This window comes from Empedobacter falsenii, assembly GCF_013488205.1.
Lineage (GTDB): Bacteria > Bacteroidota > Bacteroidia > Flavobacteriales > Weeksellaceae > Empedobacter > Empedobacter falsenii_C.
Window position 1 is genome coordinate 3,258,898 of sequence record NZ_CP040908.1, and the last position, 19,548, is coordinate 3,278,445.

A 19,548-nucleotide genomic window follows, 5' to 3' on the forward strand; every position below is an offset into this window, starting at 1 on the left:
AGTGATAACGTCAAAAATACAATTTATTTTGTAAGGATGAAAGTTGGATTTATTGATGAGAATCTAATTTGAGTTTTAGAGATTGTAATAATCGTTTTTCGAAATCATGAATAATACTTTCTGCCCAAAAGTTTCCGTACCAATTTAATTTAGAATTTATTTGATATTCGCAAGAAAGTGTAATTTTTGTTTGCGTTGAATTTATTTTTTCTAAACGATAATTTATATTTTCAAACTTAAAATAATTTCCTTTCAATACATGTTGATCAGTTGGCTTTTGGCGAAGTTTAGACTTAGAAATATCTATTTTGAAATTTACATATTTGTTTTCTTCCAATTCTGTAACATATTCAAATAACTCCAAATCATCTGTAAATTTTCCGATACGAACCAATTGATTATTTTCTATAAATGATGTCGATTTTATTGGGCGCGGAACACCAATAAATTGATAAAATCCATCTTTATATTCATCTTGCTTTATTTCTTTGACTTCAATCAAATTAGGAAAAATATTTTCGGGTTGATTATTCACAACAATAGAACTTTCTGTGGTAAACAATTCACTTTTATCAGGAAAAACATTTTCAATTGGAAATAAAAACAATGGCAATAATAAAATTGAGTATAGTTTTTTATCATTCTCTCTTTCTGCTGTTCTACTCCCACAAATTAATCCCGCAATTCCTGCAACTATTAAAGCTGGAAATCCCAATATTAATCCACAAACCAAATCTTCAATCCCTGTCATTAAGCACGTTATAATATAAATTACAACTGTAATTATTGGATAAAAAAATTGTTTCAATTTTGATTTATAAATTTCTGTAGAAGAATACAAAATCGGAACTACTCCAATAACAATTGGAATTCCGAAAAGAAAGGTATAGGTTAATAGACCTCTATCAAATATACTATATGAACTATCACCAATTACCAACCGAAAAAGCAAACCATATAATGCTCCTAAAATAATTCCTATATATTCTGATTTGAACTTCATCGCGTTAATTACATTTCATTAAATTAAAAGTACAATTTATTTTGTAAGGATGAAAGTTGGATTTTAATGAAAGCCTTGTCAAGGTTCTAAACCTTGACAAGGCTTCGAGTAATTTGAATTAAATATTTTGAGAAATCAATTTTTAGTTTTTTAACGCTATAATTTTCTCAATCATTTTTTCGGCATTGCCGTTGGTTCCGCCAAGGTTGATGGCTTTGTTATACCATTCTAAAGCCAGATCGTATTGCTTGTTGGTGAGGTAAGCTTCACCCAAACTGTCCGCAACACTGGCGTTGTTTGGGAACTCTTTTACAACCAATTGAAATATCTTGATGGACTCGTTGATTTTGCCCGCTCTAAGTAATTCGTAGCCCAAAGTATTGAGTTCAGTTGGATTTTCAAAACTATATTCTTTTTCGGAAGTCTTTTTCAGTTGGTAATAAGTTTCAATCGCTTTATTGACGTCGGTTTGTGCTTCTTTTCTTAGAGCTTGGTAAATTGATTTTTTAGGAATTTCAAAAGATTTTCCTAACATAATATCACGAATAATATGTCCTAAATCCCAAACTTTATTCCGATTGTTGGATGCTAAAATGATAACGACATCGTTTTTCATGTCATTTAACACCAGCGATTCAAATTTGTAGGAAATACCATTGTGACGCTGCAATTCTTCTTCTCCAAAATAATCTCCAAATGATCCACCTTGATGGTCTTTTGTGTAGGGATTATTCAATAAGGTTTCATAGGATTTTCTGGAAATTAAACGATTGTGATCCATCGCATCAACCCATTTGTACATGTCATTGGTATCCATCCAAAGCCAACCGCTGATAAATTCCATTTCTGGGCAACGCTTATTATCCATATCGTAGCAAGATGTTCGATTTTTGTAGTCTGCTTTTGCATCAAACACAGAATTAGTCATTTTCAAAGGTTTGATAATGTTTTTCGTCACAAAATCTTGAAAAGTCATTCCTGTCATTTTTTCAATAATTCTTCTTTGCAAAAAAACATTGCCATTATCGTATCGGTAATCCTTTCCAGGTTCAAATAACAACGTATCCGTTTTTCGCAGAATCTTCCAAGCTTCATCATCATTTTTCGGGACTATTAGCCCATTTTCTATTCTGGGAATTCCGCTGGCGTAATTAATCAGATGTCTTGTCGTTACTTTTTCTGACCATTTTGGTAAATCTAAATTGTATTTCGAAATCGGCTCGTCAAGATTGAGTTTACCACGCTCCATCAACATCATAATTGCAACTGCATTAAATTCCTTTGCAATAGAGCCAAAATTTAAAATTGAGTTTTTGGTTAAGGGTGTTTTCTTTGTTTCGTCGGTAAAACCAAATGATTTTTGATAGATGATTTTTCCTTTTTTGGCAACCAAAACATTTCCATTGAACAAACCTCTTTCGTAAGATTTTGTCATTAAGGAATCTATTTTTTCGGTGACATTTTGAGCGAAAGTGTAGCATGAAAAAATCATCAAAAGGAAAGGGAAACTGATATTTTTTACGAAATTATGTACTATCATAATTGTCTATTTCTTCAAGTCATTTTCAATTTTTGAAATCATTTCTTTTGCGTTTTGATTGGCCGGTTCCAACTGCAATACTTTTTGATAATCAGCTTTTGATGCTGCGAAATCTTTTTTATCAAAATAAGCTTCAGCACGGCTGTCGTACGCATTTGCTAAATCGGGAAATTGATTAATATTCAAACTGAAAATCTTGATAGCTTCATCAATTTTGTTATTTCTTAAAAATTCGTAGCCCAAGGTATTCAGTTCGCTTGCATCCGAAAAATTGTAATCGTTTGGATTGGTTAGCTTCAATTTTTTGTAAAGTTCAATGCCTTTATCAATATCTTGATTGGCGACTTTTTTAATCGTTAACGAAATAGATTCTTTTATGGGTTCAAAAGGATAATTTTTCCATTTATTTTGATAAGCAATATTTGAAACTATTTCATTGATCAGCTGCATATTTCTACCGTTGGTCATAACAACAACACCGTTTCCATCTTCCAAACTTCCAATGTAATGACAAACAAATCCATCATTTCCTCCGCTGTGACCAAAGTATTTTGTACCATTATAATCTTGAATAAATACGCCTAAATTGTTATCAAGCCTTTTAATTGACATTTCTTTTGAAAGAATTTTATTGGATTTTCCTTGTAAAGACAGTTGAGTTTCGATGATGTATTTCGCCAAATCTGTAGGATTGGTCCATAAACCAGCCGCAGCCTGTTCGGGATAAATATGGTATTTGCCAACAACTTCTACCTTTCCATTATAACCCGTCGCTAAAAGATTTTGCTTGTCCGACGATGGCGGTTGATTAAAAGAACTTTGCGTCATTCCGATAGGTAGCAACACATTCTTTTGCATATAATCTGCATATTTTTCACCAGTTACATCTTCAACAATTAACTGAGAAACAGTCGTGCCGCCTCCTGAATATTGAAACTTGAGACCAGGCTCAAAAATAGAACGAACGGCATTAGAATTTGCAGGTTTTGTGCCATCCAAAATTTGCGTAATCGTCGGTAAAGCTTGTCCCTTTTCATAACCACCAAAACCGCTGACAGAAAGCCCAGCCGTATGACTTAACAATTGTGCGATGTTGATTTTTTTTCCTTTTGAAATCGAATCGTAAGGGAATTTCCATGTTTTCAAAAAAGTGTTAATATCCTGATCCAGATTTAATTTTTTGGCTTCGACCAACTTTAGAACGCCCAAACTGTTAAACGATTTACTAATTGATGCCGCCTGAAAAAGCGTTGCTGTGGTTGCTGGTCTTTTCTCAGAGACATCCGCAAAACCATAGGCTTTTACCCATTCAATCTTGTAATTTTTAACAACAGCAATACTTACTGCATTGACTTCGTAAAAATCCATTCGCTCTTTTAAAGTCGTTTTTTTGGTTTTAGTCTTGTCCCAAGCATTTAAATTATTCTCTAAAGATTTGATTTTTTCGTTGACATTTTGAGAATAAGTGGAACTTGAAAAAATCAAAAAAAGGAAAAGGATTGTATTTTTCATATGCGAAACCATTTGATTGTGATTCATATTCAATAATAATTATTTTTCTGCAAAACTGCGTCAAAATGCTTTAATACACGACCGACTAAAAAAAGTCGAACTCATTTTCCGAGAAATACTACCAATTAATTCGGATTTTTCCTAAAATCTGTCGGCGTTGTACCTGTGTATTTTTTGAATGAAGTACTAAATGATGACTTGGAATTGAAACCTACTTCATAAAGAATTTCTAAAATTGTCAAATCTTTTTTGGATGGATCTCGTAAAATTTCTTTGGCTTTTTCGATTCGATATTCATTAATAAAATCAAAAAAATGTTTGTCCATATACAAATTAATCAAAGCCGATAAATCTTTCACAGGCATCTTGACTTGCTCCGCCAAATTCTGAATCGTTAAGGATGAATCCAAGTAAGGCTCATTTTTAAGCATAAAATCTTTTAAAGATTCGATTGCTGCATTTTTCTCCGCATTAATTTCGGGACTCGGTTTTTCTTCGGTAACTACTTCTTTAATCGGTTTTAAATCCGAATTCACACCTCGGAAGAAATCAGGATTGTTTAATGCGACAAACAAATACCAACAAGTACAAACAAAAAAAGAAATACCATCAAGCATCACAATCCACTCCTTCAATTCTCCATTCCCATAGGTAAAAGTAACCAGCCATCTTATCAATACTAAAAAATGAACAACATAAAATAAAATGTTGATTTTATAAAGAGTATTAAGTATTGAAATATTGGGATTGGTATAATTCTCGAGATAGACCTTTTTTGACTTTCTAATGACCAAAAATGAAGCAATAAAATAAACTTGAAACAGAACTTCAAAAAGAATATAGAAAAATCGCATCATCGGTGATTCGCTCAATTCATTGATAAAACTAATTTTTCCAGCTCTGTCTTGAAAATATATTCCATAAGCCATATACAAATTGAACGCAACAAAAGGAATACAATGCCATAAATGCTTCGGTTTTAATCGGAATTTGGTGTAACAAACCGACAAAACATAGAAATAAAATGATGCGGGAAAGATATAGTTAAAACTCCAGCGGAAAGCTTCAAGGTTCATATAATTGACGGGGAAATCGCGCATCAAAAACTTCAAACCATCTGCAGCAGTCGTAAAAAGAAAAAACGCAAGTAAACAGTTGGAAAATTTATGCTTGGTTTTCACCGTAACCAAAAATAAGGCAAGGACAAGTACAAGGAAAATCCCTATAAAAGCAGCTATTTCTTTAAATGTGAAGTTGTCCATTTTTGTTTTGAATACAAAATCAAATGTAATATTTTTTCACATCTTTGAGAAAATACATTTATTCAATAAAATCTACATACAATGCTCATCCATTCCATTTAGCTGAAGTGATTCTTTGGCTGGTGAGATAAAAGGTATGTTTAATTCTAATCCGCGAAGGATAAATAATACACCCAAAATAAGTGTGATAATTGGTAAGATTTTTAAGATCGTTTGACGCTGTTTCACTGATAAAAAATTACCAAATAAAACGGTTGCAAACATTAAAGGCAAGGTTCCAAGTCCGAAGAAGAACATAAACATCGCACTTTTGTAAACAGATCCTAAACCAATGGCTGCTGTAAGTGAAGCGTAAACCATTCCGCAAGGTAAAAGTCCGTTTAATAGACCAACTATATAAAGAGAGGAAGAATCTTTCTTGATTAAGAATTTACCAAGAGAGAGTTTTACTTTTATCATCAAGGCGTTTACAGGACGAAGTTGCGTAGCACCATTTTCATAGAATTTTGGAATCATGACCATAATAATCATCAAAACTCCAATCAAAATACTTAGATAATTTTGTAATCCAACAAATGAAAATGATTCGCCAATCAATCCTAAAATTGCACCTAAAATTGTATAAGTGGTTACACGTCCTAATTGATAAGTCAAATTACGGAGTGTAAATTTTAGTTTGTTTTGAGATTCTAATCCCAAAGATAAAGCAATAGGTCCGCACATCCCCACGCAATGCAGGGACGATGTAAGACCTATGGATAATGCTATGATAACTATTGTGAAATCCATCGAATGGACTTTTTAATCAAATAAGTTTGATTATTTTCTTTCCAGCTTAAAGTTAATTCGTATTCTCCATCAATTAACTTAACAGATGGTACTAAAAAATTCTTTTTATCAGATAATTTGATCGGCATTTTGACATCTTTTGTTTCGTCATCATTACGCATCAAAAAAATATCTCCTTTAAAATCGGCAGCAGTAGTTGCTGGAAATTGAAATAAAAATCCATTTGCTTGTACAATAACTTCTGGTTTTTCGGCTAAAGCATTTGCACGTTTTTCAGCATTTATTTCATCCTGAAAATGAATTTCTTTTTCGTAATAATCCTCGGTTACCATTCCGCCTGTATCTCCTGCAAAATATAACAACGATAGAATGAATATCATAAAACATCCCAAAGCAATTGCTACATAATGTCCCCAATTTAACTTCATATGATTAATATTTGAATGGAGCTGAGAAGCTCGTTTCGTATTTATCGATTACTTTTCCTTTTTGATTGACTAATCCAATCACTACTTTTTCTTTGTACGATTTTACTTCATCCATTGGAATTTTCAAGAAGAATTTCCCTTGGATGATTTGACCTTTTTCCATGTTCAATTTATTTTCGCCTTCGTACATTTCTACTTTTGAGTTTTTGTGTGATAGCAATTGAACTGTTACAATTTGGTCTGCATTTGTTTTATTGTACAATGTATACTCGAATTGATTAACGTAATATTTACCTTCTACTTTGTAATCTGTTCCAGGAACTTTAAGGTATTTAGATTCTACATCAGAACGAGAGAACAAGAAAGCTGTCATTGCTCCAATTAATAATAATAAAGCAAATGTATAAGCAGCTAATCGTTTTGTGAATTTGAATTTTTCGCCACGTTTGATATCATCTTCCGAAGCATAACGAATCAATCCTGTTGGTAAACCGACTTTTTCCATTACTTCGTCACATGCATCAATACAAGCTGTACAGTTAACACATTCTAATTGGATTCCGTTACGAATATCAATTCCAGTAGGACAAACAACAACACATTGACCACAGTCAATACAATCTCCTTTTCCTTCTGCTTTACGATCTTCGTTCTTTTTGAATTTTGCTCGACCAGCTGTTCCTTCACCACGTTTGAAATCGTATGTTACATTGATTGTATGCGAATCAATTAATACTCCTTGGAAACGTCCGTAAGGACAAACCAATGTACACGCTTGTTCGCGAAACCATGCGAATACGAAATAAAACATTGCTGAGAAGAAAACTAATCCAACCAATGTTCCTACATTTTCGGCTGGTCCTTCTTTTATAACTGCGTATAAAGCGTCAGCACCAATAATATATGCTAAGAAAACATTAGCAATAATAAATGAAATGATAGCGAAGATGGTCCATTTCAATAATTTTTTACGAATTTTTTCTTCGTCCCAATCTTGCTTATCTAATCTAATTTGTTTTGCTCTATCTCCTTCTATGGCGTATTCTATTTTTCGGAAAACCATTTCCAAGAAAATTGTTTGCGGACATACCCATCCGCAGAACAAGCGACCATAAGCCATGGTGAATAATACGATGAAAATAATTGTCGTAATCATTCCTAAAGCTAAAAGGAAGAAATCGGATGTAAAGAACGGAAATCCGAATAAGATGAATTGGCTGTGCAAAACATCAAACTTGAACAATGGATTTCCATTAGGTAATTTAAAGAAAGGCGTTAAGATTAATATTGCTAACAATACATAACTTACATACGTCCTATAGTTTGTAAACTTACCTTTTGGCTTTTTAGGATAAACCCATTTACGTTCTCCAGTTCGCTCCATGGTTCCAATGGAACTACGAACATCTTCTTTCATTTGGTTGTTATCATCCAAATAATCGTCTAAATTAAATTCATCTTTTGGGTCAGAATTTTGAACACTCATTTTAGTGAATTTTAAATGTATACAAATTTACGACTAAAAAAGAAAAGAGAGCTTATAAATAAGCTCTCTTTCAATATGATATTTGTTGTAATTATTTAATGAATTACTTTTGTTTCCATGCTTCCATTAAGTCACCTTGAGGAGCAGCTGCACCTTCTGCAACTGTTTTCGTAGGTTCTTTTTGGTTGATGTAATAAACATAAGAAGCTACTTTCTCAATTGCTAATCCAGATAACTCTTTACGTTGACCAAATGCACGCATTTGAGGATTGTGAGGAGATCCATTATAAACAATGTGATAGATATTTTTGAACAAACTATCTTCTACATGATTCACCCAGTAATCATCAGTTAAGTTTGGTCCAATACCTCCTTTACCACCTTCCATGTGACATTGAGTACAGTTTTGCTCAAAGATTTTTTTACCTTGTTCTACGATTGCAGGATCGTTAGATTTGTTTACAGCTCCTGTGATATCAATATCATTTGCAACTGCCCAAATACTATCTTGCGCATCTTTGTAAACCATTTCTTCTTCGTATTCTTTGTCCATGTGAGCAAAGTCTGTGAAGCTATATGCCATTACGTAAACTACCATAAATACTACACCAAAGTAGAATAATGATAACCACCATTGTGGTAAAGCGTTGTCTAACTCTTTGATTCCGTCAAAACCGTGATCTAAGATAATAGATTCTTCTTCTTCGTCTGATTGTTTTTTACCAGCACTACTGAACAATCTTTTGAAGTAACCTATTTTACCATCTTCTAAATATTTAGCTTGTTCTTCTTCAGATAATCTTTTAAATTTCTCTGCTTCAACAACTTTGTTTAAAGCATTGATGATTAAAAGCATCACGATTGCAACTGCTAATACTGCCCAGAAAATTCCTTGTGCAAACACATGTTTCAAGTGCTCCAATAAATTGTGCATCATTCCTTGAAAACCTGGTTCTGGCACTACATCTACTGGCGTCACCATTGTAAACGCTAAGATTACTGCTAATAGCGTTAATGGAATAAATATATAAGCCGGGGTACGTTGTCTCATTTTGTATTATTTTTTTCGTTCTCTTCTGGTTCTAAATCTAAAGCTGCTGACTCGCTGTCTTTGTAAAACTCTTTTGGTTTTTTCATAACCTTAACAAAAATCGTCACAAAGACTGCTATAAATCCTATTAGGATTAATGTCTGCAATAAAGATGCATACTCATACTGAGAAAGGAATTCTTTATAATATTTTAACATTAGTTACTTGCTGTCTCTACTTGTTCAGCTTTGATATCTGTTCCTAAACGTTGTAAATATGCGATTAACGCTGTAATCTCACGATCTCTTAACGGAACAAACTCTTTACCTTGTTGTTTAGCTTCTGCTTCTTTTTTCGCATATAACTCTTTCAAGTCAGACGCATCTTTAAAGATAGTTTGCTCGATTGCTAAAGCTTGTTTGTTCATAGAAACTTGCATACTGTCAAAATCTTCTTGTTGATAAGGAACACCTAATGCAACCATTGATTTCATTTTATCACGCGTTAATTCACGGTCTAATTTATTATCAATTAACCAAGGGTAACGTGGCATGATAGAACCATCTGATGTAGAACGTGGATTCCACATGTGTTTGTAATGCCAAGCGTCTGGGTTTTTACCTCCTTCGCGGTGTAAGTCTGGACCAGTTCTTTTAGAACCCCATAAGAATGGGTGATCGTAAACAAATTCTCCTGCTTTAGAGTATTCACCATAACGTTTTACTTCGTCACGGAACGGACGAACCATTTGTGTGTGACAAGCATTACATCCTTCACGAATATATAAATCACGTCCTTCTAATTCTAACGGAGTATAAGGTTTGATACTTGCGATTGTAGGTACGTTTGATTTTACTACGATTGTAGGAACAATCTCTACTAAACCACCAACAGCTAAAGTTAATACTGCTCCAATTGTCATTACCAATGGAGTTCTCTCAATCCAAGAGTGAACACCTTCTCCTTGTGCACGTGTAGAAGCTTTTGGTGCTAAAGCTGGTGCCTCTGCTTCCTCGTTTGCAACAAAGTGTCCAGATTTTACAGTTTTCCAAACATTGATAATCATTAAGATTGATCCTAATAAATACAATGTTCCACCAAATGCACGTAATGGATATAACCATTTTTTAAGAATAGTAACCGTTTGTAAGAAGTTACCATATTCTAATGTTCCGTCTGCTGCGAATTGTTTCCACATTAAACCTTGTGTCCATCCTGCAACATACATAGGAATTACCCAGAATAAGATACCGAAAGTACCAATCCAGAAGTGAGCATTAGCCATCTTAACAGATGCTAATTTTGTATTGAATAATTTTGGTGCTAAGTAATAGATCATACCAAATGCGATAAATCCATTCCATCCTAAAGTACCTACGTGTACGTGAGCAGGAACCCAGTCTGTAAAGTGACCAATTTTATTCAATGTTTTTGTTGCTAACATTGGACCTTCAAAAGTAGCCATACCATAACAAGTTAAGGCAACTACGAAGAATTTCAAAATAGGATTTTCTCTTACTTTATCCCATGCACCACGTAATGTTAATAAACCATTTAACATACCTCCCCAAGATGGAGCGATTAACATGATAGAGAAACCTGTTCCTAAAGCTTGCGCCCAACCTGGTAATGCTGTATAAAGCAAGTGGTGAGGACCAGCCCAAATATAAATGAAGATTAATGACCAGAAGTGGATAATAGATAATTTGTATGAGAATACAGGTCTATTAGCTGCTTTTGGTACAAAGTAATACATTAATCCTAAGATAGGTGTCGTTAAGAAGAATGCTACGGCGTTGTGCCCATACCACCATTGTACTAACGCATCTTGAACTCCAGAATATAAAGAGTACGATTTTGGAGCTGTTAAACTAAATGTTACTGGGATTTCTAAATTGTTAAACACATGTAACATTGTAATTGCTGCCCAAGTTCCGATATAGAACCAAATTGCAACGTACAAGTGACGTACACGACGCTTAGCAATCGTTAAGAACATTTGTGCTCCAAACAATACCCAAACTAACGCGATTAAAATATCAATTGGCCATTCATGCTCAGCATACTCTTTAGAAGTGTTGTATCCTAAGATAAATGTTACAAATGATAATACAATAAATAATTGCCATCCCCAGAAAACGATCCAGCTTAAAACATCGCTGTACATTCTGGTTTTCAACAACCTTTGCATTGAATAATAAGCTCCAGTAAAGAAAGAGTTCCCAACAAAGGCGAATACCGCAAATGTTGTGTGAATCATTCTTAATCTACCAAAACCAAGTTTTCCTTGCGAATTGATTAATCCTTGAATGTTTCCTCCAATTGTTCCATCATCCGATCCGAAGATGTATTCTGGTAACGTAGGAAAAAACAACAAAGTTGCAACCAATACTCCAAAGAAAAATGCCATAACTGCCCAAAACAATGTGGCATAAAGGAAATACTTTACGATCTTATTGTCGTAACTAAAAGTCTGCATTTGCATTATGAGTCGATTTTATCTTGTGTTTTTTTATCATCTTTTAACATTCTCACCGCTGGAGATTCGTCTTCGTCAAACTGCCCTTTCTTGTACCCTAAAAAGAATAAAAGAAGGAAAATTGCCCCCAAAGAGACACTAACTAATATCATTAATAATAATATCCCCATAGCTCCACAAAATTACAAAGCCCTAAGTTCTTATCACAATGATTTTGGTCAGAGCAGTATGTATAACTCTAATTTAAAATCAATCTAAATTCCATTTTGTTAATTTATCCGCAATTCGGGTACTTGCCGTTGCAAAAATTAACACTGAAATAGAACTTATTGGCATTAATATAGCCGCTACAACTGGCTGTAAATAACCAGAAACAGCAAAACTAAGCCCAACAATATTATACAAGAAACTGATGAAAAAAGCAATTTTTACAAATTTCATCGTAGTCTTCGATAACTTTAAGAAATTTGGAATTGCAGAAAAACTTTTTGCATCCAAAATTCCATCACACGAAGGTGAAAAACTGTTAATATCCTCAGAAATAGAGATTCCAACTGTACTTTGTTTCAAAGCTCCAGCATCATTCAATCCATCTCCAAGCATCATCACTTTCTTCCCATCTTGTTCCAATTGTTTGATGTATTCTAACTTATCAGTTGGCGATTGATTAAAAATCAATTTTGCATTTGTTGGAAAAATAGTTTCTAAATATTCTTTTTCAGAATCATTATCCCCAGACAAAACGTGTAACTGATAAGCATCCAATTCTTTCAATAAACGATCTAAACCTTTTCTATATCGATTGGTGTAAACAAATTTACCAAAAACTTCTTCATTAATTGATATAAATACTTGAGATTGATTTAAAGTATTTTCATTAAAAATAGCATTCGTAAAACTTCTCGAACCAACTTTTATTTGATATCCATCTACATCAGCTTGCTGACCTTTACCTACAATCTCTTCGTAATTAGAAATCGGTAAATGATCATCAACCGTCAACTTCTTATATAATGTACGACTTAACGGGTGATTAGAGTTTCTAATCAATGCTTTCACCAATTGCTTTTGATACTCAGAAAGTTCTTTCCCTTCATATTGCACTTGCGCTTCATCACTTTCCGTAATTGTACCAGTTTTATCAAAAACTACATCTGTAATTTTTTCCATTCTTTCGACTGTAGATGTATTTTTTACATAGAATTTCTTATTACCGAAAATACGCATCATGTGTCCCAAAATAAACGGAGAAGACAAACCTAACGCACAAGGGCAAGCGATAATTAAGATTGATGTAACAACTTCTAATATTTTTGAAGAATCGTGGAAATACCAATAAACAGCAGAAATTGCTGTAATAATAAGGATGATTAATGTGAAATAATGACTGATTTTATTCGTCAAAGCATTCAACTCAGATTCTTCTTTCTGGAAAGCATCATTGTTCCATAATTGGGTTAAATAACTTTGATTAACATCCGAAATAATTTCCAACTCAATTGCATGACCAGATTGTTTTCCTCCAGCAAATATTTTATCTCCAGCTTTTTTCTGAATCAAGCGAGATTCTCCCGTCACAAACGAGTTATCAATCATCGCTTCACCTTTCATCAAAATAGCATCGGCTGGAATAATTTCTTCATTTCTAATTAAAATTCGATCACCTTTTTTCAAATCAGCTAACAAAATTGGTTGTTCGTAACCATTTTCTAATTTCGCAACTGCAATTGGATAAAACGATTTGTAATCTCGATCAAATGCCAACGCTTGCATTGTTTGTTGCTGAAACCATTTCCCTGTCAACATCAAAAATAGAAGCATCGCTAATGTATCAAAGTAACCTGGCGAAATATCGAAAATGATATCATAGGTCGATTTGAACATAATCACAATAATTCCTAACGCAATAGGTACATCGATATTGATATATTTATTTTTCAGACCTTGCCAAGCCGAAACAAAATAATCGGTAGATGAATAAAAGAAAACAGGCAACGATAACGCGAACATTGTCCAACGGAAATATCCTTTGTTTTGATCTAACCATTGTTCTTTTACATTACCAAAAACTTCGACATATTCTGGAAACGATAAAAGCATAATATTCCCAAAACAGAATCCTGCAATTACCAATTTGCTCACCAAAGAACGATCGACTTTACTTTTTTTCTTTTTGTCTAATGTTTTTAGATTAATCGAAGGTTTATAGCCTAAATTTGTAATAAATCTTGCCAAATCACCTAATTTCAAATCCGCATCACGATACGTAATCTGAACAGTTTTTTGCGTAAAATTGACATTAGAAGATATAATATTTGGATTAATCGTATCCAAACTTTCTAACAACCAAACACACGAAGTACAGTGCATTACAGGCACGTAAAAGGAGACAACTGTAACGCCGTCATCTGAAAAATCGACAACTTTATCAAAGATTTCTTTTGTGTTTAAGAAATCAAATTGATGATTACTTTTTCCATCAGGACGCAAACCTGCATTACGATTAAGGTCGTAATAATCTTTTAGATTATTTACGTTTAAAATCTCGTAAACCGTTTTACAACCCTGACAACAAAAATCCTTTTCATCGAACTGAATAACCTCTTCTTCAATTCGTTGACCACAGTGAAAACAATTCTCTTCCATACTATTTTACAAAATTACTTTCCTTTTATCAGAATTAACGTTAACTTTGTATGAATTAAGTCATAACAACAAGATATGTCAGAGTTTAATGAGAATGTAGTATCGATTAAAGCGATGTTTGATAACCCAGAGTCTTTCGGGGTTTTTAGTAAGGAAGAATTATTGGAGTTTGAGCAAGAAAAGAAAATCATCAACCTAAAAAAAGGAGACGAAATTATACAAGAAGGTCATACACCAAAAGGTATATATTGCGTCATGAAAGGAACTGCTAAGTTGTTCAAAATTGGTTTTAATGGAAAAGAGCAAATTCTACGTTTTATCAACGAAGGTGACATTATCGGTTATCGCTCAATCTTAAGTCAAGAAGTTTTTGGTGCATCTGCAACTGCAATGACGCCAGTTGAAATATATTATATTCCAGAAAAATTCTTCTTAAAATTATTAGAAGTTAATCCAAAATTAGCTTTCAATATTTTACAAAGAATTGCAAAAGATTTGGGAGAATATGCAAGAACAATTACTTATTTAGCACAAAAAACAGTTCGTGAACGTTTGGCTGAAGTTTTAATTTTATTAGAAGGAAAATTAGGAACAGACAAAGACGGATTTATCAACATTTCGTTGACACGCGAAGAAATGGCAAATTTGATTGGAACAGCAACAGAATCTGCAATTCGTTTGATTTCCGAATTCAAAACTGATGAATTAATCGAAGTTGAAGGAAGAAAAATCAAAGTTTTAGATCATCAAAAATTGACGAAATTAGGTCATGTTATTTTGTAAGAATTTATTCTTGATATAAAATCAAAAGTCGCTCTGTGAGCGACTTTTTTTTATGCAAACTATTTCAATTTCATATAATAATCTTTGAGAATTGGATCAATTTTTTCGAGCGCATATCTCAACGTTGTTCTTGGCATTTGCAACGTATATTCGTCCAAAAACTCAATCAACTTTTCTTCGTTCATTTTTCCCATTTCACGCAACATCCAACCATTTGCCTTGTGCATTAAATCGTGTGAATGATTAAGATTTTTCAACACAATTTCTGGAACAATTGAAAATGATTTTTGTTTGATAAAATACATCGTTGATACAATTGCGATTCGTTTTTCCCACAAATCTTCAGAATCCGCCAATTCAAAAAGCAATTCTTCTCGTTTTTGATGAAAACAATAATGTCCCAAAATTTTATAACAACTTGTGTCAACCAAATCCCAATTGTTGATTTGAGAAGTTTGAGCAAGATAAAAATCGATAATTTCTTTTCGTACAAGTTCGTCTTTTGATTTTTCGTACTTCAAAACCAACATCAACAAAGCAGTTAATCTATATTCGTGAATATCGGAACTCAATAAATTTTTGATGTCATTTAACGAAACTTGTTGATAAAATTCTTTCGCAATCAAACGTTGATTCGGAACAGAAATCCCAAAAAAAATATCTCCTTCGCCATATTCTCCTTTTCCAGTTTTGAAAAAACGCATCATAATTTTTGCTTTTCCTTCATCCGCTAAATCTTGCAAAGTTGATTTTAATTGCTCTATCATATTTTATCAATTAGATGTTGAAGTTAACAAAAAAAGAGTCCAAAAACTGAACTCTTATTTATTTTAAAATATTAAATATAAATTTCCTAACTTTAATACAAACTTATAGTTATGAATTTCAAACACAAGCCTCTAATATTATTTTTCTTCCTGATTATAATAATCAATGGTCTTATAAAACTGTACAATAATCCCTCTGAAAACTCGACAAGTCTTAATATTCAAATTGGATTATTGCTTATGGTTATATTAATTCTAATTTTTAATCTTAAAAAATCTAAAAATTAAACCTATTATTCTTCCGTATCATTTTCTTCTTCTTCATCATAATACTGAAAAAGGAAGTTATTATAAGGAAAACGTTTCATGTGAATTTCTTTCACTTCTTCATAAACTGTTTTGCGCAAATCTTCTAAATTATCTTTTTCCGTTGCCGAAATAAACAATGTCGGATAATCTGTTTTCGCCATCCAAGTACGTTTCCAATCTTCTAATGAATAATTTTCAAATTTCTTTTCAGACAAATCATCTTCATCTTGTTTGATATAAGAAAAATTATCAATTTTATTGAAAACCATAATCGTTGGTTTTTCTTTCGATTCAATTTCAGCTAAAATTTGATTCACAGAATTTACATGATCCTCAAAACTTGCATGCGAAATATCTACAACATGCACCAACAAATCTGCTTCACGAACTTCATCTAATGTAGATTTGAACGACTCCACTAATTGTGTAGGCAATTTACGAATAAACCCAACCGTATCCGTTAATAAGAAAGGTAAATTACCAATCACCACTTTACGAACCGTTGTATCTAATGTTGCGAATAATTTATTTTCGGCAAAAACTTCAGATTTCGATAAGACATTCATCAACGTAGATTTCCCAACATTTGTATATCCAACCAACGCAACGCGTACCAATGCACCACGATTTTTACGTTGAGTTGCCATTTGCTTATCGATTCCTTTCAATTTCTCTTTCAATAACGTAATTCGATCACGAATAATACGTCTATCCGTTTCAATTTCCGTTTCACCAGGGCCACGCATACCAATTCCCCCACGCTGACGCTCTAAGTGCGTCCACATTCGTGTTAATCGCGGTAATAAATATTGGTATTGTGCCAATTCTACTTGCGTACGCGCATAAGAAGTTTGCGCTCGTTGAGCAAAAATATCTAAAATCAATTGTGTACGATCGATGATTTTTTTGTTGACAACTTTCTCAATATTTTTCAACTGAGAAGGTGTTAATTCATCATCAAAAATAACTGTATCAATATCATATTCTTCGACAAAAGCTGTGATTTCATCTAACTTCCCGCTTCCTACAAAGAATTTAGAATCAGGTTTGTCCATTCTTTGCGTAAAACGTTCTCCAACTGTCGCTCCAGCTGTATAAGCTAAGAACTCCAATTCGTCCATATATTCCGTCAGTTTTTCTTCGGATTGTTCACGTGTAATCAATCCAACTAAAACTACTTTTTCGTATTGTGCTTCTTGTTTTTCTAACATATATTACTGCAAAAGTAAAAGAAAGTTTTGGATGTCAGACTACTTCGTCTAAAATCTTAACGATAATTTTCACATTCTATTAAAATTAAATCAGATAAAATTTTCATCTTTGCCGATTCACTAAACAATATACTTTATGAAGAAAAATTTACTATTTGGAGCTTTAACTTTATTATCATTGAGTGTTAATGCTCAAAATCAAAAAATATCTTTTGAAGAATCAGAAGGTTTTACAATAGGAAATCTTAATAACCAAAAAAATTGGTTTAATTGGGGATATGTATCAGATAACAACTCTAAAGTCATTAACACATTTGCAAGCGATGGTAAAAATTCAGCACAAGTTATAAATAATGAAATTGAAGAAGGTAATTGGGGAGGAATTGCTTATCCTGTAATTAAGTATCGTAAATATTCTATTTCTGCAGATGTATATTTAGACAACACTGACAATTCTAATTACGAAATGTTAGCATTATACAATGAAAATAATGATTACGATCTAGTTGGTGGTTTACTTTTTTATTACGACGGAGAAGTCGCCTACGAAGACATGGAAACCAGCATAGTTTTGGGAACATGGACTCCTAAAAAATGGTACAATGTAAAAGCAGAAGTCGATTTAAAAACGAAAAAAGTTATTTATTTCTTAGACAATGTAAAAGTAAAAGAAACTAATATTTCTAATTTAAACAATGAAATTACTGAAGTAGATTTTAGTTTTGATAATTATGGTTCTGGATTTATAGTTGATAATGTTAAAATTGTAGATTTAGAGAATTTAGGTACAAATGAAAATAACAAAACAGAAATTTCTATTTATCCTAATCCTGTAAACGATTATCTTAATATAAATTCTGATAAAAAAATCATTGCAATAAGTATTACAGATTTAACTGGAAAAACACTTTTTGAAGGTACAAATTTGAATAAAATAGATGTTAATCATTTATCTAAAGGATTATATTTAATCAAAATAAAAACCGATAATTCTGAATCAATTCAAAAATTCATAAAAAAATAATCATTTTTAAAGCGAAATATAAAATATATATTTCGCTTTAATTTTGAATAAAACTTATTATTTCATCAAAAAAATAGAATAATTTACTTTTTTTGATCTACTTAAGAACTCTTTTCTCTAATTTTAAAAAAATTCATTGTCAATTAAAATTTCCTTTCTACATTTGTTCCAACAAAAAATAAAAATGTACACAAATCAATTACATCATCACCATCATACTTGCACTCAAGCGAGCAGATAGTGGTATGTAATGATTTTATCACAATATCTAAGTCCCGTTTGAGTAAATCGAACGGGATTTTTTGTTACTTCAAGATTTAATCATCGATTTACTCAAACTTAAAAATATAAAATATTAAAAATGAGTAAATTAAAAATAGCCATTCAGAAAAGCGGTCGATTAAGTGAAAAATCACTCGAATTATTGAAAGATTGCGGAATTAAAATCTCTACAAGTAATCGAAAATTAAGAACCGAATCTCCAAATTTCCCTATCGAAGTTTTATTCTTGCGTGACGACGATATTCCGCAATATGTAGAACAAGGGGTTGCTGATATAGGCATTTTAGGCGAAAATGAAGTTTGGGAAAAAGATAAAAATGTCGCACAAATTCGTCAATTAGGTTTTGCAGGTTGCAAACTTTGTTTAGCGATCCCGAAAGATGAAATTTATACGGATTTAAGTTATTTTCAAGATAAAAAAATTGCTACTTCTTATCCACGTATTTTAGGGAAATTCTTCCAAGAAAAAGGAATTAATGTTAAGATTGAAGAAATCGGTGGAAGCGTAGAAATTGCTCCAAGTATCGGTTTGGCAAATGCTATTTTTGATATCGTGTCTACGGGTTCAACGTTATTAACAAATGGCTTGAAACAAGTGGAAACAGTGGTTGAATCACAAGCTGTTTTAATTTCTAATAAAAATCTTGATGCTGAAAAACAAGCTATTGTAGATCGTCTTTTATTTAGAATCGAAGCAGTTAAACAATCTTCTGAAAACAAATATATTTTATTAAACGCACCAAACGAAAAGTTAGAAGAAATCATTGCTTTGTTGCCCGGAATGAAATCTCCAACAGTCTTACCATTGGCCGAGAAAGGTTGGTCATCAATCCACACAGTCATTAAGGAAGATACTTTTTGGGACATCATCGAGCAATTGAAAGCTTTGGGTGCGGAAGGAATTTTAGTGTTAGAAATTGAAAAAATGATTTTATAATTTTTTATTGACGATTTACAATTTACGACTCAATCGTAATTCGTAATTCTAAAATCGTAA

General features: G+C 32.5%; 17 protein-coding genes. 3 read left to right on the plus strand and 14 right to left on the minus strand.

The annotated features are described in order from the left end of the window. Nucleotides 1-49: 49 nt before the first annotated feature. From FH779_RS15240 to FH779_RS15295, 12 genes are all read right to left on the minus strand, one after another. Nucleotides 50-1,003 carry a hypothetical protein gene (locus FH779_RS15240; protein ID WP_180905295.1) on the minus strand — a complete coding sequence of 318 codons (954 nt, stop codon included), beginning with the start codon at nt 1,001-1,003 and terminating at the stop codon, nt 50-52. A gap of 142 nt (nt 1,004-1,145) precedes the next feature. Then, nucleotides 1,146-2,438, minus strand: a complete 1,293-nt coding sequence (locus FH779_RS15245) for a serine hydrolase (protein WP_244957977.1) — start codon at nt 2,436-2,438, stop codon at nt 1,146-1,148. A 111-nt stretch (nt 2,439-2,549) separates the two neighbouring features. Continuing rightward, nucleotides 2,550-4,055, minus strand: coding sequence for a serine hydrolase domain-containing protein (locus FH779_RS15250; RefSeq protein ID WP_180905296.1), 1,506 nt, complete (start codon nt 4,053-4,055; stop codon nt 2,550-2,552). A 125-nt stretch (nt 4,056-4,180) separates the two neighbouring features. Further along, a complete protein-coding gene (locus tag FH779_RS15255; protein ID WP_180905297.1) occupies nt 4,181-5,317 on the minus strand; it encodes a helix-turn-helix domain-containing protein in 1,137 nt (378 codons plus the stop codon). 72 nt (nt 5,318-5,389) lie between these two features. Next, complete coding sequence (locus tag FH779_RS15260) at nt 5,390-6,106, minus strand: sulfite exporter TauE/SafE family protein (RefSeq protein ID WP_180905298.1); 717 nt, start codon at nt 6,104-6,106, stop codon at nt 5,390-5,392. Beyond that, a complete protein-coding gene (locus FH779_RS15265) occupies nt 6,091-6,534 on the minus strand; it encodes a FixH family protein (protein ID WP_038335014.1) in 444 nt (147 codons plus the stop codon). Before FH779_RS15265 ends, FH779_RS15260 begins: the two co-directional genes overlap by 16 nt. 4 nt (nt 6,535-6,538) lie before the next feature. Beyond that, complete coding sequence (ccoG, locus tag FH779_RS15270; protein ID WP_180905299.1) at nt 6,539-8,020, minus strand: cytochrome c oxidase accessory protein CcoG; 1,482 nt, start codon at nt 8,018-8,020, stop codon at nt 6,539-6,541. A 103-nt stretch (nt 8,021-8,123) separates the two neighbouring features. Continuing rightward, on the minus strand, nt 8,124-9,071 hold the full coding sequence (locus tag FH779_RS15275) for a cbb3-type cytochrome c oxidase N-terminal domain-containing protein (protein ID WP_180905300.1): 948 nt from the start codon (nt 9,069-9,071) through the stop codon (nt 8,124-8,126). Further along, nucleotides 9,068-9,268 (minus strand): cbb3-type cytochrome c oxidase subunit 3, encoded by a 201-nt coding sequence (locus FH779_RS15280; protein WP_180905301.1) that lies wholly within the window; start codon nt 9,266-9,268, stop codon nt 9,068-9,070. Before FH779_RS15280 ends, FH779_RS15275 begins: the two co-directional genes overlap by 4 nt. Then, the gene (gene ccoO, locus FH779_RS15285) at nt 9,268-11,535 is read right to left on the minus strand and encodes a cytochrome-c oxidase, cbb3-type subunit II (RefSeq protein ID WP_180905302.1); all 2,268 of its coding nucleotides are present in this window, start codon (nt 11,533-11,535) and stop codon (nt 9,268-9,270) included. Before ccoO ends, FH779_RS15280 begins: the two co-directional genes overlap by 1 nt. Continuing rightward, a complete protein-coding gene (gene ccoS / locus FH779_RS15290) occupies nt 11,535-11,699 on the minus strand; it encodes a cbb3-type cytochrome oxidase assembly protein CcoS (RefSeq protein ID WP_019974626.1) in 165 nt (54 codons plus the stop codon). The genes ccoO and ccoS overlap by 1 nt, the downstream gene beginning before the upstream one ends. Before the next feature lie 79 nt (nt 11,700-11,778). After that, entirely contained in the window at nt 11,779-14,175 is a 2,397-nt protein-coding gene (locus tag FH779_RS15295) for a heavy metal translocating P-type ATPase (RefSeq protein ID WP_180905303.1), read from the minus strand. A 75-nt stretch (nt 14,176-14,250) separates the two neighbouring features. Here FH779_RS15295 and FH779_RS15300 point away from each other — a divergent pair, with 75 nt between their 5' ends. Then, on the plus strand, nt 14,251-14,958 hold the full coding sequence (locus FH779_RS15300) for a Crp/Fnr family transcriptional regulator (protein ID WP_125349884.1): 708 nt from the start codon (nt 14,251-14,253) through the stop codon (nt 14,956-14,958). A gap of 59 nt (nt 14,959-15,017) precedes the next feature. Here the strand turns inward: FH779_RS15300 and FH779_RS15305 are convergent, their stop codons facing one another. Beyond that, a complete protein-coding gene (locus FH779_RS15305; protein ID WP_180905304.1) occupies nt 15,018-15,725 on the minus strand; it encodes a DNA alkylation repair protein in 708 nt (235 codons plus the stop codon). Between the two features lie 293 nt (nt 15,726-16,018). Then, nucleotides 16,019-17,245, minus strand: coding sequence for a GTPase HflX (gene hflX, locus FH779_RS15310; protein ID WP_180905305.1), 1,227 nt, complete (start codon nt 17,243-17,245; stop codon nt 16,019-16,021). 136 nt (nt 17,246-17,381) lie between these two features. Between hflX and FH779_RS15315 the strand changes: the two genes are divergently transcribed. Both FH779_RS15315 and hisG read left to right on the plus strand, forming a co-directional pair. Continuing rightward, a complete protein-coding gene (locus tag FH779_RS15315) occupies nt 17,382-18,269 on the plus strand; it encodes a T9SS type A sorting domain-containing protein (RefSeq protein WP_180905306.1) in 888 nt (295 codons plus the stop codon). 361 nt (nt 18,270-18,630) lie between these two features. Further along, nucleotides 18,631-19,488, plus strand: coding sequence for an ATP phosphoribosyltransferase (gene hisG, locus FH779_RS15320; RefSeq protein WP_180905307.1), 858 nt, complete (start codon nt 18,631-18,633; stop codon nt 19,486-19,488). Nucleotides 19,489-19,548: the final 60 nt, after the last annotated feature.

Coding starts and splice junctions, on each gene's coding strand:
- ccoO (WP_180905302.1), bottom strand. CDS start 11,535: ATGCAAATGCAGACTTTTAGTTACGACAATAAGATCGTAAAGTATTTC.
- FH779_RS15315 (WP_180905306.1), top strand. CDS start 17,382: ATGAAGAAAAATTTACTATTTGGAGCTTTAACTTTATTATCATTGAGT.
- FH779_RS15250 (WP_180905296.1), bottom strand. CDS start 4,055: ATGAAAAATACAATCCTTTTCCTTTTTTTGATTTTTTCAAGTTCCACT.
- FH779_RS15245 (WP_244957977.1), bottom strand. CDS start 2,438: ATGACAAAATCTTACGAAAGAGGTTTGTTCAATGGAAATGTTTTGGTT.
- FH779_RS15280 (WP_180905301.1), bottom strand. CDS start 9,268: ATGTTAAAATATTATAAAGAATTCCTTTCTCAGTATGAGTATGCATCT.
- FH779_RS15300 (WP_125349884.1), top strand. CDS start 14,251: ATGTCAGAGTTTAATGAGAATGTAGTATCGATTAAAGCGATGTTTGAT.
- FH779_RS15240 (WP_180905295.1), bottom strand. CDS start 1,003: ATGAAGTTCAAATCAGAATATATAGGAATTATTTTAGGAGCATTATAT.
- FH779_RS15305 (WP_180905304.1), bottom strand. CDS start 15,725: ATGATAGAGCAATTAAAATCAACTTTGCAAGATTTAGCGGATGAAGGA.
- FH779_RS15275 (WP_180905300.1), bottom strand. CDS start 9,071: ATGAGACAACGTACCCCGGCTTATATATTTATTCCATTAACGCTATTA.
- ccoS (WP_019974626.1), bottom strand. CDS start 11,699: ATGGGGATATTATTATTAATGATATTAGTTAGTGTCTCTTTGGGGGCA.
- FH779_RS15265 (WP_038335014.1), bottom strand. CDS start 6,534: ATGAAGTTAAATTGGGGACATTATGTAGCAATTGCTTTGGGATGTTTT.
- FH779_RS15255 (WP_180905297.1), bottom strand. CDS start 5,317: ATGGACAACTTCACATTTAAAGAAATAGCTGCTTTTATAGGGATTTTC.
- ccoG (WP_180905299.1), bottom strand. CDS start 8,020: ATGAGTGTTCAAAATTCTGACCCAAAAGATGAATTTAATTTAGACGAT.
- hflX (WP_180905305.1), bottom strand. CDS start 17,245: ATGTTAGAAAAACAAGAAGCACAATACGAAAAAGTAGTTTTAGTTGGA.
- hisG (WP_180905307.1), top strand. CDS start 18,631: ATGAGTAAATTAAAAATAGCCATTCAGAAAAGCGGTCGATTAAGTGAA.
- FH779_RS15260 (WP_180905298.1), bottom strand. CDS start 6,106: ATGGATTTCACAATAGTTATCATAGCATTATCCATAGGTCTTACATCG.
- FH779_RS15295 (WP_180905303.1), bottom strand. CDS start 14,175: ATGGAAGAGAATTGTTTTCACTGTGGTCAACGAATTGAAGAAGAGGTT.